Origin of the sequence: Anaeromyxobacter sp. Fw109-5, assembly GCF_000017505.1 — a bacterium.
Taxonomy (GTDB): Bacteria; Myxococcota; Myxococcia; order Myxococcales; family Anaeromyxobacteraceae; genus Anaeromyxobacter.
In genome coordinates this window covers 4662842-4678922 of the sequence record NC_009675.1, presented here as the reverse complement: position 1 = coordinate 4678922, position 16081 = coordinate 4662842, and the positions used below count along the sequence as shown (strand labels likewise).

Sequence of the window (16081 nt, the reverse complement as noted above, 5' to 3'; positions counted from 1 at the left end):
CGGACCGCGATGGAAGATGTTCAGCAGGCGTTGAAGCGCGCATGCGCGCTGGTGAGGTCGGGAGCAACCGTCGGGACGGGATACCTCGTCGCGTCCGACCTCGTCGCCACGTGCGAGCACGTCGTGCCGGGAGCGCGCGAGGGCGACGCGGTCACGCTCACCTTCGGGTACCCCCTGCCAGAGGTTGCGCGCACGGCGCGCGTGGCGCGCACGGATCCAGCAGAGGACTGTGCCGTCCTACGCCTGGACGAGCCGATGACGGACCGCGTCCCGCTGCAACTGTCGGCCGCCCCCCTCCCGCCTCGGAGCGCATGGTTCACGTTTGGATACCCGGCGGTGACCAAGGCGGACGGCACGCACTTCGCCGGCGTCGTCGATGACGCAAAGGGCGTCAAGTCGGGACGGTACGTGATCGTGCTCACGTCCGAGAAGATCGCGGCCGGGATGTCGACCCCCATCCACGGCCTCTCGGGTAGCCCGGTCGTGATCGGCCAAGCCGTAGCGGGACACATCGCCTCGGTGCGACCCGACCCGGACTTCCCGCAACGTGCCGCCTTTGGCGAGGTGTTCGCCTGTCCGGCCGCGGGCGTAATCCGCCTGCTCGATGCGATCGGCCGGCCCGTACCGCTCGCGGCCGCCGCCGTCCCCCCGCCGCACGCTACGCCACCCGCCTTGGGGCATCGGGCCTATCACGCCTTCGTCAGCTACCGGTCGACGGACCGGGGCTTCGCGCTGGACCTCGTTGAGCGCCTTGAGGCGCGCGGATTCAGCATCTACATCGACCAGCGCGAGGTGCTACCCGGGGACGAGCTCGCGGTGTCGCTGCAGAACGCCATCGCCGCGAGCGCGGCGGCAATCATCCTCGTCAGTCGCAAATGGGTCGAGTCGCCCTGGTGCCAGCAGGAGATGACCGTCCTCCTGCACCGAGCAGTCGATAGCCGCACCCCCGTCATCCCTGTTCGCCTGGACGATGTCGAGTTGCCGCCAATGCTCGCCTCGAAGGTGTGGCTCGACTGCGCCGGAGCTTCGATCGCTCCGGCCGAACAACTCGAGAGGATCGTCGCTGCGATCGGCGAAAACCCCGTCCGAGCGGCTGTGCCGAGGCCGCCGGTGGCCCCGAGCGGACCCACCACGCCCTGGAGCCGAATCGAGGCGAGCGCGCGCGATCCGGAGGAGAGCACGCTGACCGCGGCGCAGGCGCTCATCTCGATCGGCGAGCCGCGAGCAGCGGTTGAGATGCTGAAAGGGGCGGGACAAGGAACCCGTGCGCGCCAGCTACGTGCGCTCGCCCTGTCGAAGTCCGGGTGGAACGAGGCGGCGATCACCGAGCTCGAACCGCTGGTCTCAAGTGGCCAGCTCGACGCCGAGACCGGGGGCATTCTCGGCGGCCGCTACAAAGACCTGTGGATCGAACGTGGCGACGCCAAGTACTTGCATAAGGCCTACCGTATCTACCGAACCGCATACGAGCGCAGCGGCGACACGTACCCCGGAATCAACGTCCTCGCGATGGGGCTGTACCTCCGCAAACACGCGCCTCACCTCCTCGGAGCGAAGGACGGCGCGCAGCTCGCGGCAGTCGCTACCGCGGTGCGCGCGAAGACTGAGCCGATCACGGAGGAGACGGATGACCACTGGCAGCTCGCCACGAGGGCCGAGGTTCTGCTCCTTGGCGGTGACCTCGACGGCGCCCGGCGCTTCTACGCGCTCGCCGCCAGTGCCAACCCGCTAGCCACGCAAGACATCGCGAGGATGCGAAACCAGGCGCGCCGGAACCTCCGATACCTCGGGCTGCCGGAGGACGGGGTCGACGCGTCGCTCCAGGTCCCGTGCGTCGCCGCGTTCACTGGACACATGACTGACCTCCCAGGCCGGCCGACGCCGCGTCTTCCGGAGGCCAAGGTCGGCGCTCTGCGCGCGCGGATCCGCGCGTTGCTCGACCAGCATCGCATCGGTTTCGGCTTCAGCAGCGCGGCGCGCGGCTCCGACATCCTGTTCGCGGAGGAGGTCCTGGCGCGCGGTGGCCGGGTCCGGCTGTTCCTGCCGTTCGCCCCCACTCTCTTCCGGATAACCTCGGTCGAGACCCCCGCGGACCCTCGTTGGATCGCTCGGTTCGACGACCTCCTCACCCGCGCGGCGAGCACGGATCCGCGCGTCAACGTCTCCGTGCTCGCAAACATGCCTCCGCCCGAGGCGGAGCACCCCCGCGCCTATGCCGCGTGCAACCTCGCTGTGCAGAACGCCGCGGTCGAGAAGGCGCAGCTACTCGACTCGAAACCGAGCCTAATCGCCGTCTGGGACGGCAACCCGGACGGCGGCGCTGGCGGAGCCGCCGATGCGATCCGCGATTGGTGCGATCGAGGAGCGGGCGACGTCGAGATCATCGACACGGCGACGCTGTGATCGGCTTGGGCATGCTCAGGAGCGGACATGGTTTTGTCCCGTCGCGTCGTCGTGCCACTTACGACGCGTCGGAAAGCGACGGTTCTCTGGTCAAGCTGGTGGTGAACGCGAACTGGGGTTCGCTTCACCCGCGCAGCGCCATCCTTCCGTCTCGTACGCCGTGGAGAGCGCCGAGTACCTGCCCTGAAGACCGCCGAGGACAGCCGAGAGCTGGGCGGCCGCGTCCGCCCGGCAAGGTCTTCTACAATGAGCAGCGTCGACAGTTTGCGATCGGGTACCTCAGCGTGGCCGAGGTTGAGAGGGCAGCACGCGTCGTGAAGTCAGCCGCGTGATCACTGTCGGGTACCGGCGACGCTATCCGCGAATGGAGACAGGAGGTAGACATCATCTCCCCACCCCGACGCTGTGAGAAGGAAGCCTTGGCTTCGCGCGCCAAAAGTGCCGCGACGCCGTACTCCGTGTGCTACTCTGGCCGCAATGGTCGACGTCGCCATACTCTATTCCCGAGAAGACCGCGACACAGTTGAGCTCCTGGACAGAGCTCTTAGTGCCCGCGGCTGGTCGGTATGGTGGGACGACCGTATCGATCAGGGAGACTTCCCGGCTGAGATCGAGCGCACGTTGTCCTCGGCGAAAGCCGTGGTCCCCGTGTGGTCGAAGCACTCAAGGGACAAGGTCTGGGTGCTGGACGAGGCCCGTTACGCGAGCGAAGCCAATGTGCCGCTATTCCCGGTGCGCGTGGATGGGTGCACGCTGCCCATTGGGTTCGGCCGGTTGCATACCCAAGATCTCCGCGGGTGGCACGGAGAGGACGGACACATAGGCCTGCGACGGCTCGTGCGCGCATTGGAGGCAAAGGTGCGCCCGCAAAACAAGCCCCACCCGGCTGAAGTTACGCAGCTAACCGTTGGTAAGAAGTTAATTCGATTGCCGTGTTTTCTCAGATCGGTATCGTCTTTCGAGACGCTTCTTCGCCCGGATGCCTCGCTGAAGGCCCTTGCTCTACTGCGGACGCCGTCGGTTCTCATATCCGCTTATGATCTTGCGCATGACAGGACGGCCAGCGCGATGGTCCGTGAGACGCGCAACTTGCTTCGGGGGGGCAGTCTTGTCGTGCTTGACTCCGGCAATTACGAGGCGTCTCGGCGACGCGATCAGAAGTGGGGAGCGGCCTCCTATTCAGCGATTGCCTCTACTGCTCCATGCGACTTGGCGCTGTCATTTGACAACTTGAAGCCTCCTGAGACACAGCAGGCGTTGATCGACGACGTGGTGCGCAGGGTTGAGCGCGATCGCAGGTCTACGCAGATCCCGCTCGTCTGCCCAATCGTTCATGCGCCACGTGATGGCGAAGGCGGGTTCGCTTCGGACCTGCTTCCAGAGGTGTTCGCAAAGATCGCCCAGAAACTGTCCCCGCCTCTGATTGCCATTCCCGAGCGCGAGTTGGGGAACGGAATCATCGAGCGTGCGCGCGCTGTTGCGAGCATCCGCCGGCGTCTGTCGGAGTTGTCTCGCTACCAACCAATTCATCTTCTTGGGACCGGGAATCCCATCTCGATGGCGGTGCTCTCGGCCGCAGGCGCAGACGTGTTCGATGGCTTGGAGTGGTGCCGTACGGTCGCAGACCATCAATCGGCCTCGCTTCACCACCCACAGCACTATGACTTTGTTGATTTCCAAACTGGGCTGCTGACGCCGGACCCGAAGTTGGCAAGCATAATACGGGCAGCTGTCGCGACGCCGGACGTTACGTATCCGGCCAAGGTGGTATTCCACAATCTCGAATTTTGCTCCGTGTGGGAGCAAGAATTGCAACAGCGCAGGAGGGATGGCAGTCTTACTAGGTTCCTCGCCGCGCGCCTGCCGAAGAGCGTCGATAAAATTGCTGCGGCGCTACCGGAGGTGTTCAAGTGAGGTCCGTGCTAGCCATGTCACTTGAACGCGCTGTTCTTGCGATCTGCCCGGACATCGAGACTCGGGTCCGCAGGCGGCCTCGCGATATGTGGGGTGAGTCCGACCTTCGTCTTGAACTCGCCCGGTGCGTCCTTAGCAGTCAAGTGCCTTACGCGCTGGCGGATGCCGCTGCGACCCGGCTGCTCGAGCGGTCCCTTTTGGAGCCGCGCCAGCGCGACTACGAACGGCTTCTGGAGCGAGCGCTCACTGAGCCGATTTGTCTGAACGGACGAGCGCGCCGGTATCGCTTTCCGCGAACGCGAGCGGAACAGCTCGCTACTACGTTCCGTCGCATCGCAGCACGAGCCGACGGCTTGCGTGGTCTCCTCGAGTCGAAGGAAGAACCCGAAGTGCGCCGTAGCTGCGTAATGCACCAGGTTAGCGGGTTTGGCCCTAAGCAGGCGAGCATGTTCCTGCGGAACATTGGGGCTTCGTTCGAGCTCGCCATATTGGATCGCCATCTGCTGCGGTACAGTAATGCGCTGAGGGTTACAGCGCACCCGCTCGATGCTGTCCTGACCTACCGCAAGTACCTCGAGCTTGAGCGGTCTCTGCGCAGTTACGCCGCAACGATTGGGTGGCCCATCGGGTACCTAGATTGGGCCGTGTGGATTGTGATGACCGCGGCCCGTTCCGAGAGCATGTCGTGAGCGTGGTTCCGTTGGTGTCCGGTGGGCTGGACTCCGCAGTGATGTCGATTCTTATTCGGGAAGAGGGGCTTGAGCAGCACCCCCTGTTCATCGATTACGGGCAACGCAGTCGATCCGCTGAGTTAACAGCGTGCCGTCGTGTGTTTAGGGCTCATCAGCTTCCTCGGCCCGCGGTTGCCAAACTCCCTGGGTACGGCCGACTGATTCCATCGGGGCTCACGGACAAGAGTATGCGCCTGTTCGACGATGCGTTTTTGCCCGGGCGCAACCTGCTGTTTCTTCTTACTGCGGCAGCATATGCTTACAAGCGAAGTGCCCGTGCCGTCGCGATCGGACTTCTCGATGAGCGCTACGCCTTGTTCCCTGACCAGACACGATCCTTCGTGCAAGAGGCCGAGCACCTGATCAGTAACTGCATGGGGGTGCCGTTCGTTGTTCTCGCGCCCATGATGCACTTCTCTAAGGTGGACGTACTTCGCCTCGCGCAAGAGTACAATGTCGTGGGCGCTCACTCCTGTCATGCCGGTACGGCTACGCCATGCGGCGCATGCGTGGCGTGCCGCCAGTATCCGAGAGAGGGGTAGATATGGGCGGTGGTGGTGGTTCAGGTCGTTCGACACTGGGCGACATCAGGCCCCTCGTGGACAAGGCTCGAGAGGAATTGCGACGAGCAGAGACCGCGCGGCGCAACGTGTTTTTGAGCTTTGCGTACGAAGACATCAATGAGGTGAACTTGCTGCGGGGGCAAGCGCAGAGCGAGCGATCGGATATAGAGTTTAACGATTGGTCTGTCCAGGAGCCGTTTGATAGTTCGCGTGCAGATTATATTCGCCAAAAGATCGGTGAGCGGATCGCGCAGTCCTCTGTGACTGTTGTCTTCGTCTCCTCAGCAACGCATCGCAGTAGGTGGGTCGACTGGGAAATTCGGGAAAGTCTCGAGCGTGGCAAGAAGGTTGTGGCCGTGCATGTTGGAAAGCGGGCCCCTAGGCAGTTGCCGGCCGCGGTGACGGAGAATCGTATTGCCGTGGTGCCGTGGTCGAAGCTTGCTGATGCTCTCAAGTAGCGGCGGCCTGGCGCCGCCTTCCGTTGGAGGACGTCTTCTCCGCAAGACCCGTTCCATTAGGGTTCAGGGCGGCGAAGGCGCACTCGGGATGCGCCTCACGCACGTGCCGCTGCAGCGTTGGGGTCATCACGGCGGTGTGAAGACGCTGCACGCTCGGCGTAGGCCGAGGAGCTTCCGGGCCGCGCCGTCGCAGGCGCGGGCTCCGTCTGTGAGTTCGATCGGAATGTCGACGAGCGCGAGGGTGCCCGTGTCGCTCACGGCGGCGGCAAGGTCCGAGAACCGCTCGAAGAGGACGAATCGAGGCGTGCTCGAGAGGTCCGAGGCGTTGGCCGCGATCCACCCGCCCTTGCAGCCGTCGACGCCAAAGCTGAGCGGAGGCGAACGCATCGAGAAGTCTCCCTCGAGTGTCACGGCTGTCCGGGGCGCTGAAGGTGCGGGAGTGGTCACGCCGGCAGTGGCTCGGATCTGCCGATTTGAAATGGGCGGCCAGGGGTTCCTGCGGTGAGCGGTAAACGTAGCACGGCGACGGACACCCGCTGTCCGCTGCCGTGCGACAATGCCCGCCACTCGATGACCTCCCCGTTCGACTCAGCTCTGCGCGTCGCTGCCAACTCGCTCGCCTTCGCGATCCGCGACGCGTTCCCGGTCTCCCCGGGGCACACACTCGTCATCACGAAGCGCCCTGTTGCGACCTGGTTCGAGGCAACGCGTGAGGAGCAGGAGGCGATTCTCGACCCTCGTCGAGGTCGTGAAGCGCGACCTCGACGCGCAGGACCCTCGTCCCGACGGCTATAACGTCGGCTTCAACGCCGGCGAGGCGGCGGGCCAGACGGTGATGCACCTGCACGTCCACGTCATCCCGCGATACCGCGGTGACATGGACGGTCCCCGCGGCGGCGTGCGGCACGTCATCCCGTGGAAGGGGAACTACCGGAAGGAAGCCATCGCGCCGCTCGCCGTCGGGAGCGAGGCGGACCCGTTTCTTGCGCACCTCACACCGCTGTTCGCGCGAGCAACCGACGTCGCGGTCGTCGCCGCCTTCGTGCAGGACAGCGGTCTTGATCGGCTCCACGACCTCATCTCGTCGGCGATCGCCCGCGGCTCGCGCGTTCGGTTCGTCACCGGCGACTACCTCGCGATCACCCAGGCGGAGGCGTTGAGCCGAATGCTCGACTGGGAAGGCGCGCACGCACCGGGGTTCCAGGCGCGCATCATCGAGTGCGAGCGGCTGCCGGGGCGTACGCGCTCGTTCCATCCGAAATCGTGGCAGTTCGAGGGACCGCGGGTTGCGGTCGCGTTCGTCGGGTCTTCGAACGTCTCCGAGTCCGCACTCGTGAGCGGCGTCGAATGGAACCTGCGCGTCGACCGCGCGACCGACCCCGCCGCGTACGACCGGACGAAGAACGAGTTCGAGGCGCTGTGGGCCAGAGCGCGAGCCCTCACCCTGGACTGGGTCGCCAGCTACGCCGCTCGCGCGCGCAAGACGGCTCTGCCTCCGCCGCCCGGCGAGTCCGACGACGAGGCGTTGCCCGCACCACCCGAGCCGCACGAGGTGCAGCAGGACGCCCTGGCAGCGCTCGCGGCGAGCCGCGCGGAGCAGCACCGGCGCGCGCTGGTCGTGATGGCGACGGGCCTCGGCAAGACGTTGTTCGCTGCGCTCGATGCCGAGGCGTTTCTCCTCGAACGTGGGGCGCCGATCCGCGTCCTCTTTCTCGCGCACCGCCGCGAGCTGCTCGCGCAAGCGGCCGAGACGTTCCGGCGGGTTCTGCGGCGGCGCATCCCGGAACTCCGCATCGGCTGGTTCGCCGAGGACCGTTCGGAGCTCGACGCCGACCTCGTCCTTGCGTCCGTTCAGAAACTGTCGCGCGCCGAACACCTCGACGGACTCGCATCGCACCGCTTCGACTACGTCGTCGTCGACGAGGTCCACCACGCCGACGCGGCGAGCTACCGGCGAATTCTCGCCCGCCTGAACCCTGGATTCCTGCTCGGGCTCACGGCGACGCCGGACCGCGCCGACGAGGGCGATGTCCTCGGGCTCTTCGACGACCACCTCGCGTTCCGTGCCGGTCTCGATGTCGGAATCGTGACCGGGCGGCTCGTGCCCTTCTCGTACTTCGGCCTGAAGGACGTCGTCGATTACGCGAACATCCCCTGGAGAAACCGGCGGTTCGATTCGGAGGCGCTCGCGACGGCGGTCCAGACCGACCGCCGTATGGAGCGGCTCTGGGATGCATGGGGCGAGCACAGCGGGACGCGCTCGCTCGTGTTCTGCGCGTCGATTGCGCACGTCGAGTACGTCCAGCAGTGGCTCGCCGCGCGCGGCGTGCGGGTTGTCGCCGTCCACTCGCAGCCCGGGTCCGCGGATCGCGAGGAGGCGCTGCGCAAGCTCGCCGCCGGCGAGCTCGACGCGGTTTGCGCCGTGGACCTCTTCAACGAGGGCGTCGACGTCCCGTTGGTGGACCGCGTCGTCATGCTGCGGCCGACCGAGTCGCCGGTGGTCTTCCTACAGCAGCTCGGCCGCGGGCTCCGCGTCGCCGAAGGCAAGAACGAGCTCATCGTCATCGACTTCGTCGGGAACCACCGCGTGTTCCTGGACCACGTCCGGACGCTCCTGTCCTTCACGGATGCCAAGGTGGGGCTGGCGGCATTCCTCGAGACGGGCGCTGCCGAACTGCCGACGGGATGTTCGGTGGACGTGGAGCTCGAGGCGGTGGAGCTTCTCAGGAAACTCCTCCCGACCGGCGGCAGCGAGGTGCAGCGCGTCTATCGCGAACTCTTTGCGGCGCGGGGTGAACGGCCGACCATCGGCGAGCTCTTCCGCATGGGTTATGCGCCGGGCACGCTGAGGACGGCGCACAGCAGCTGGTTCGAGTTCGTCGCGGGGGAGGGTCACCTCACCGCTGACGAGGCGCGCACGCTCGAGGCCGCGCGCGACTGGTTCCGCGAGCTCGAGACCACCGCGATGACGAAGTGCTTCAAAATGGTGACACTCGAGGTGCTCGTCGAGGCGGAGGCGCTGCGCGACGGCATGCCGCTCGCCGACCTCGCGCGGCGCAGCCACGAGGTGCTCGCGCGCTCTCCCGAGCTGGTCCGAGATGTGGAAGGCGTCAAAGAGGCCGAGGACGGCGGTTCGCCGGAGTGGCGCGCATACTGGCGCAAGAACCCGATCGCCGCGTGGGCCGGGACCGCCGACCGGGCCGGGCGCTGGTTCCGAGTGGAGAGCGAGCGGTTCGTATCGCGCCTGCCGATTCCCGCAGGCCTCGACGACACGTTTGCGGAGATGACGCGCGAGATCGTCGACTATCGCCTTGCGCAGTACCGCCGCCGCGGGGAGGCCGAGGCCGCCGGCGATGCGTTCGAGTGCAAGGTCCTGTGGAACAAGCGCGATCCGATTCTGAAGCTCCCGTCGCGGACCGCGCGCCCCGACGTGCCCTCAGGAGAGCTCGAAGTTCGCGTGCAGGATGGCCGGCCGTGGCGATTCCGGCTCATGCGCGAGTTCTGCAACGTGGCGCGCCCGGTCGGCTCCGATCGCAACGAGCTGCCCGACCTGATGCGCCGCTGGTTCGGACCTTCGGCGGGCAGACCCGGGACGGCATTCCGCGTCCGGTTCTACAGGTCGCCGGACGGCTGGTGGGTGGAGCCGGCGGGGCAAGTTATCGAGTTGCCGCGCCGAGGCAACGTGGTCGCGTTCCCGACGCTGCGCGCCGCTGCGGGGGCGGCGGACGGCGCGATAGCGAGCGCGCCCGAGGCCGAGGAGGTGCGCCTACCCGTGAACGCGACGGGTGCCGACCTGTTCGCGGTGCGCGCGGCGGGCGACTCGATGGACGGCGGCTCGAACCCAATCCACGACGGCGACTGGCTCGTGTTCCGGCTCGCGCGTGGCGTGGGCCTGGGTGCGATGGAGGGCCGAATCGCGCTGCTCCAGACCGGCATCGGCGGGGACCATGCTTACCAGGTGAAGCGCGTCGTCCAGGAGGATGGCCGCTGGCGGCTGCGGTCCGACAATTCCGCGGCGGAGTCATTCGACGCGACGGCGGAGACAACGCCGGTCGCACGCCTCGTCGAGACCGTGCGGCCGGAGTCGCTTGCGCCGCCCGTCGGCGAGAAGCTCGGACCCGCCGAGCTGCGGAAGTGGTTCGGCATCGACGGCGAGCCACGCACCGGGCGCGTCGAGGGGCACCTGTTCGTCGTTGCGGAGGGCACCGGCTCGCTGGCTGCACCCGACCGCGTCGCCGTCCGGGTCCCGGACCGCAGGCCCGGCGAGACGGCGTTCGTGCTGGGGCGAGTCGACGCGGACTCCTGGCGCTACCTCGGTGTCGGGCGGTGGAACGACGCCGAGACCGCGTGGGCCATTCCGGACGTGCACTTCGAGGCCTGGCGTGCGCTGGGCGCCGGCCGCAGTGCGTCGCGGCGGCTGCCCGCGGGTGCGCTGGAGCGCGCCGCCTCGTGCGTCGAGGCGGCGCTCGCGGAGTCGCGCAAACGGGACGGCTGGCTCGAGCGCAACGGCAGGCGCATGCGCGTCCTCGGCCTCGCGCCAAAGGGCGGTCTGCGCATCGACGGCGGAGAGGGCGGGTTCGCCGAGCGAACGGTGTCGCTCACCGACGTCGCGTGGTGCCTCGTCGCGAAGGACGATGTCGCGGCGAACGGCGGCGTGCTCGACGAGGCTCGCGTGAACCGGGTGCGCTACCTCGAGGGAACGCCGAAGGGATCGACGAGGTGGATCGATACGGGGTGGGCGTTGATGTTGGTGTGAGCCGCCTATCCAGTTCATGCCTGTCTCTCGCCCGGATGCGTTCTCCCGAAGATTCGCTGCGCTACCGCGAGCAGCAACTTGCAGTCGTCCTCGAGGCCAAGCCCCATGTGCGCGTCGAAGATGACATCGTACGGATCGCGCAGGTAGCTCAGCGCGTACACGGCGGATTCGACTGAGTGCCGTGACTGCTGGATTCCAGCGAGATAGCTCCGGACCACGTTCTTTAGGCTCGCGATGTGGATACGGACGTCCTCCAGCTCGGCTCCGCGCTCTGTCTCGAGACGCTCGACATGCGCAACGAGCTCCTCGAGTGACGCGGGCCGCCCAAGGAGCGCGAGCGCCTCCTGTCGCGCCCGTTCGTGCGCCGCCTTTTCCCGCATCGGCGAGAGATTGATCATGTACCGCGTCAGCTCACGGTGAATCCGATCGAGGTCTGCATCGGCCGCGATCTGCTGCTGGATTCGATCGAGAAGATCCTGCTGGCGCGGCTGCCCGAATACGAGGCGGTACAGCGCAAGCCGCTCCTTAAGCTCCGCGTATCGGGCGGCGTCGTTGCTGTTGTCGTAGAAGAACAGATGCCGCCGGATCCGCTTGGAACGCCCGTCCGCCGCGTCGTACACCCAATGCGGAAACAGCCCGTGCTTGAAGCGCTGGGGGCCCGGCTGCTGGGCAATAGAGCGGAAAACACGGCCCCACAGGTTCTCCCCCGCATCCGGCGCGAGCGCCGCAACACGGTCCAGCGGCCAGTCCTGCGCAATCGACCGGCGCAGAGCGAGCCCGTCGCGCCGGTTAATGCGCCCCTCCCGCTGCTCGAGGTCGACCGGGTTGGACGGGAGATTCCAGTGGACGATGTCCCGGCAGAAGAGGTGGAAGTCGAGCCCTTCCTGACCTGCCGAGGTGGTGGCCAGGACGAACGGCCAAAATGGCGAGTTGAAGGCTTCGCGGATGGCCGTCTTGCGGCTCTCGGTGGTCTGGTCGTCGGTTGATCCCGCCTCGCCGTGCACGTCATCGCCGAATGCTAGGGCGAAATGCGACCTGAGCACGTGCGGCTTGTCGTGGAACCGGAGCGCGCCGTGGACGCGCCGCGTGACGTTGATGGTCGGAGACCCGGTTCCGATTCCGAGCACGCGCCCGACGTGGCTCGCGAGGTCCTCCGTGGTGGCTCGCTGGAGGACATTCTTGGCGAGGTACAGGTACTCGTCGACGACAGCCTGAAAGTGTGCCAACCCGCAGTAGTGGACGACGGCGCGCGCGTACGTCCTTCCGCGGCTGGCGTCCTCGATAATTGCGCGGACGGGCCGCTTGTTGAAGTAGCTGCGGAGCGCGCCGAAGCACAGGTCCACGACCGCCGCTGCCACCGTTCCCCGCTCTTCTGGGCGCACGGACCAGATCGCGCGCAGCAGCGAAACCGCCGGCGAGAAGGCGGCGATCTCCGCGAGGTGGCGGAGGCGGTCGCGGGAGACCCGCAACGGCTCGTCCCCTTCGGCCCACGATGTGAACCCATCGACGTGCTCACCGAACCGCTCGGTGATGTCGCCCGAGCGCCTGCCAACGGACGCCCGAAGCGCATCAAAGGTGGCTCTTCCGTGCGCGCGCTCGAGCCGGGCCACCACCTGCCACGGCGCTGAGCCGCTCGTCTCTGCGACCTGCCCCCCAGCCTGGCGGAGTGTCTGCTCGAGCGCCGCTTCGGCGCGCCGAACCACCTGCGCTGCCGTCAGTCCCTCCTTCGCAAGGGCGGCCGGATCGACGAGCTGCGCCAGCACCGGGGAAGGGAAGCACACGTCGAAGACGAAGAAGGACCCCTTCTCCGTGAACCGCAGCGCACCCGGATCCACGTCGGTCCAACACCGCGAGTGCTGACGAATGCGTTGCTCGGCCTCATTGCTAGCAAGTAGCGCGATCGCCTTGGGAACAAACCGCCAACCCGAAAAGGCGAGCACCTTGCGCGGGTCGGCATCGCCGAAAAAGGCATCCCGATAGTACGTGTATGTCGGGCGCGTCCACAGGTACTTCCAACGCGACTTCGGCTCTCCGAAGATCGTTTCGAACAAGAGGCGAAACCGGAGGCTCCGCTCGGAAAGGCGCGGGAGCTCGCGTTCCGGGGCCACCAGCCGCTCGGGGACCGGCTTCGCGCAACCTCGCGCCCCCTTCATGGCCACGTACTGCGCGTCCATGAACGTGAACGGGGCCGGGCAGGACTTCCAGTACTCGGTGATGTGCTGAGTCGTCTGGACCTTGTCGAGTAGGTAGCGCCGGAGTCGAACGAAATCCGTGAGCTCCTCGGCTGTGGGGACCGCGAACGCGGCCCCATCGGGCCTGACCTCCTCGACTCCCTTGTGCAACTCCTCAATGTACCAGTTGCGCTCGGTTCGCGAGATTACTTTCCGGAGGCGCCGCTCGATTGCGATCCTGAGCCGGAGCAGCTCGGGGTCGTGCCCCTGAACGAAGGCTCCGCTCTCGAGTCTTTTCCGGAACTGTTCCAGGTCAGCCTCGAGCTCGCGAACCTCCGCGGGGCCGCGGGTCCCGTACAGAAAGGAAACCGTGTCGAGGAATTCCCGGTAATGGTCGGCGCCCTCGTGCTCGAGCGAAAGCATCTTGTATGGAGTTGCGGACAGGATGAGGACGGCGGCCCCGTTCTGGAACAGCCGAGCCGCGATCGAATTGAGGTTGGCCGCGTCGTCGATCACTGAGCGAAAGCGCTGGACCTCATCAAGGATGACGAGCTCGGGCCGGAGGTCATCGAGCGCAACGCGTTGCACTCCGATCCGTAGCGCTGCCACGAGCTGGTTGCGCCGCCGACGCGCCTTCGGTTCGTCACGGTAGCGAGCCACCTCTTCCGCGAGAGCGCGAGCCGGGACGAGCTCCCCTCCGTCTACGGTGATGGGCTTCCGCCATTCCTCCCCAACGAGTCGCTGGACATCTCGTGACACCTTGCGCTTGAACTCCACCGACAGAGCTCGGAAGCGCGTGTCGCGCATCCAGTTCTCCACGCCGGCGCCGCAGCGGAAGAATTCCCGCCATACCGGCGAGCGAACGTCCTGACGGAGCACCCGGAAAACGAGGTAGAGGAGAAGCCGGCGCTCCCATGCGAGGCCTGTTCCGCCACTGAGGGAAGTCCCGGGAGTGAAGGAGTACAGTCGCAGCCGTTTGCGCGCGGCCGTCTCGTCCCGCTCGCCGGGAGCGGTCGCTGCCCGGTACGCGAGCTCTGTAACCCGCCGGATCGCGCGCCCTGCGTTCGGGTCGAGCCGCACGCGATTCTGCTCAGCGATCTCCGCGTTCGAGCACAAGTACACGACATCGAGTTCGCTCCGAGGACGACGCCGCAGCAACTCGTGAACGACACCGCTTGCCACGATGGTCTTGCCGAGCCCTACCTCGTCGGCGAGTAGAAAGCGCCTCGGTCCTTTCGGATCGAGGAGGCGCTCGGCGATGAGCTGAACAGCTGCCCGCTGGAACTCGGCGTGCTCGAGCTCAGCCAAGGTCTTCCTCCTTCAGCGCTGCCTTAAACGCTTTCCAGAAGGCCGTGAACGACTTCATGCGTTCGGACTCGCGGTAGCCCGCGAGCACTGCGTCGACCTCCTCGATCCGGCTCGGATCCGCGGTGCAGGCCTCGAGCACCCGTTCTACGGTCGCGAGCTGGAGGAGCGAATGCGCCCGGGCGCCCGCGAGCGCTCCCTCGCGCTCGTGCGTCGCCGAGCCCGCGGGAAGCCCCTGGAGCACGTTCAGAAGGAGTGTGTGCGGATCGGCGTTCTCCAGAAGCCGGGCGCTGAGCGCCTCGTCGCGCGCCTGCGCTTCGGCACCCGCGAGCGGTAGGTCGAACTGGATTCCGAAGCATCGGGAGAGGTCATGTGCCGTGTCTCGCAGGCGGATGAGCGCGAATGCGCACAAGTCCTCTCGCGCAACCGATTCGAAGAGGAGACCGCGTTCGGCGAACGTCTCCTCGAGAGGTGCCCACGCGCCCGCGTCGCCGGAACGGAGCAGCGGCACGACGTGCACCTCGACGCCGTCAGTGTCGTTCTCGAGTGCCGCGGGTCGGTCGCCCACGCCGCGCAGCGTGAGCCGCTGGCCTGCCGCGTCGTGGTCTCCCTCAAGGGCGACGGTCGCGAGCCTTCGCTGTAGGCTTTCGAGCCGCTTCCGCACTTGCTCCGTCTCGTCGAGATCCGTCGTCTGGCGTTCGTAGCGTTCGATCCACCCGTGCAAGACACCTTTCTCCGGCGAGACGAAGGCCTTCATGATGTCGTGGATCCGCAAGCCCGGGCGCAATGCGATCATGGCCTCGCAGTTCATGTGCGCGCCGAGGCCCCACGCGGGACTCGTGGCATTCGCCGAGCCGACCAACGTCTCGCGAGTGCCGCTCTGATCGTCTTCCCAGGCGAGGAGCTTGGCATGGAGATCAAGGTCTGGGACGTCGTCGGTGCCCGATCCCGTCACGACGTACACGGCAGACCGCTCTAGGATCCTGTGCGCCTCGTCCGGAAGCGCATCGAGCTCATCCTGCGTGCTGACAACCGTGAGCGCATCCACCCGCCGTGCGAGTGTGCTCAGGAACGCGCCACGGATGAATGGGGAGATCACGAGGGCCCTATCGGCGCGGGAGGGAACCCGGCGGGCGAGCTGCTTGTCGCCCGGCCATTGCCACCAAAACCGAAGCGATTCGGCGGTCTCTCGGCCGACCTGAAACTCGACCTCCGGTAGCTCCGACGCGAGCTTCCAGACGGCGGGGGGTGCACCGCCGGTCCGGACCAATACGCGGCAGAACGCGCCTAGGTCACTACCGAGCTCGGACCCCTTGCCGCGTTGCCCATCGAACCGCGCGCCAAGCTCCCAGCAGCTCGAGGCCGTCACGTTCCGGCTCGCGCAGAGGACGCGGTACAGGGGCGTGGCCCTTCGCAGTTCGGGCCGCTCCTGCGGTACGAACTTGAGCATCCAGACCTTCGGATGAAACGCGGCCCCCTCCAGCGGGATGGCCTGGACGATTCGGTCGTACAGCGCAAAGAGGCGGTTCGGAGCCTTCGGCTCGAGGAAGCCGCCAGCGTTCAGGAAGACGCGGAGCCGACGTCGAAGGCGCGCCACCGCTGTCAATACCGTCGCAGGATCTGGACGCACGTCCTCCACGTCCGCGCCCACGAACGCGAGCACGACGGCCGTGAAGGCCTCGAAGTCCAGGCTAAAGGTCGTTCCGACGCCTGCGTCGAGCACATAGCCGGCAGGCGGCCGCAGTGCGTCCGTGAGCGCCACGCGCTGAGTAGGATCGAG

The 16081-nt window shown here is 66.7% G+C and carries 9 protein-coding genes; 6 read left to right on the top strand and 3 right to left on the bottom strand.

The window, feature by feature from the left end; translation table 11 throughout:
- Positions 1 to 9: 9 nt before the first annotated feature.
- The 4 genes from ANAE109_RS20520 to ANAE109_RS24450 all read left to right on the top strand — a co-directional run bounded on the left by ANAE109_RS20520 (position 10) and on the right by ANAE109_RS24450 (position 6069).
- Positions 10 to 2403, top strand: a complete 2394-nt coding sequence (locus tag ANAE109_RS20520) for a TIR domain-containing protein (protein WP_012098815.1) — start codon at positions 10 to 12, stop codon at positions 2401 to 2403.
- Positions 2404 to 2880: 477 nt separating this feature from the next.
- Positions 2881 to 4317, top strand: a complete 1437-nt coding sequence (locus ANAE109_RS24460; RefSeq protein WP_012098814.1) for a toll/interleukin-1 receptor domain-containing protein — start codon at positions 2881 to 2883, stop codon at positions 4315 to 4317.
- Between the two features lie 616 nt (positions 4318 to 4933).
- The gene (locus tag ANAE109_RS24455; protein ID WP_369729831.1) at positions 4934 to 5590 is read left to right on the top strand and encodes a 7-cyano-7-deazaguanine synthase; all 657 of its coding nucleotides are present in this window, start codon (positions 4934 to 4936) and stop codon (positions 5588 to 5590) included.
- A gap of 56 nt (positions 5591 to 5646) precedes the next feature.
- Positions 5647 to 6069, top strand: a complete 423-nt coding sequence (locus tag ANAE109_RS24450) for a TIR domain-containing protein (RefSeq protein WP_200860874.1) — start codon at positions 5647 to 5649, stop codon at positions 6067 to 6069.
- Positions 6070 to 6195: 126 nt separating this feature from the next.
- Here the strand turns inward: ANAE109_RS24450 and ANAE109_RS26235 are convergent, their stop codons facing one another.
- Positions 6196 to 6456, bottom strand: a complete 261-nt coding sequence (locus ANAE109_RS26235; RefSeq protein ID WP_012098810.1) for a DUF429 domain-containing protein — start codon at positions 6454 to 6456, stop codon at positions 6196 to 6198.
- Between the two features lie 183 nt (positions 6457 to 6639).
- Between ANAE109_RS26235 and ANAE109_RS26230 the strand changes: the two genes are divergently transcribed.
- Positions 6640 to 6864 (top strand): HIT family protein, encoded by a 225-nt coding sequence (locus ANAE109_RS26230; protein WP_369729829.1) that lies wholly within the window; start codon positions 6640 to 6642, stop codon positions 6862 to 6864.
- On the top strand, positions 6818 to 10825 hold the full coding sequence (locus ANAE109_RS20500; protein WP_255342596.1) for a DEAD/DEAH box helicase family protein: 4008 nt from the start codon (positions 6818 to 6820) through the stop codon (positions 10823 to 10825). The genes ANAE109_RS26230 and ANAE109_RS20500 overlap by 47 nt, the downstream gene beginning before the upstream one ends.
- A 14-nt stretch (positions 10826 to 10839) precedes the next feature.
- On the opposite strand, the gene ANAE109_RS20495 is transcribed toward ANAE109_RS20500, so the two are convergent.
- Together ANAE109_RS20495 and ANAE109_RS20490 are read right to left on the bottom strand one after the other, a co-directional pair.
- Positions 10840 to 14304, bottom strand: coding sequence for a helicase-related protein (locus ANAE109_RS20495; RefSeq protein ID WP_012098808.1), 3465 nt, complete (start codon positions 14302 to 14304; stop codon positions 10840 to 10842).
- A complete protein-coding gene (locus tag ANAE109_RS20490; protein WP_143828027.1) occupies positions 14297 to 16063 on the bottom strand; it encodes a phospholipase D family protein in 1767 nt (588 codons plus the stop codon). The genes ANAE109_RS20495 and ANAE109_RS20490 overlap by 8 nt, the downstream gene beginning before the upstream one ends.
- Between the last annotated feature and the right edge of the window lie 18 nt (positions 16064 to 16081).

Bases quoted from the DNA above. Each gene is read 5' to 3' on its own strand.
- ANAE109_RS26230 (WP_369729829.1), top strand. From the start codon at position 6,640: ATGACCTCCCCGTTCGACTCAGCTCTGCGCGTCGCTGCCAACTCGCTC.
- ANAE109_RS26235 (WP_012098810.1), bottom strand. From the start codon at position 6,456: ATGCGTTCGCCTCCGCTCAGCTTTGGCGTCGACGGCTGCAAGGGCGGG.
- ANAE109_RS24460 (WP_012098814.1), top strand. From the start codon at position 2,881: ATGGTCGACGTCGCCATACTCTATTCCCGAGAAGACCGCGACACAGTT.
- ANAE109_RS20520 (WP_012098815.1), top strand. From the start codon at position 10: ATGGAAGATGTTCAGCAGGCGTTGAAGCGCGCATGCGCGCTGGTGAGG.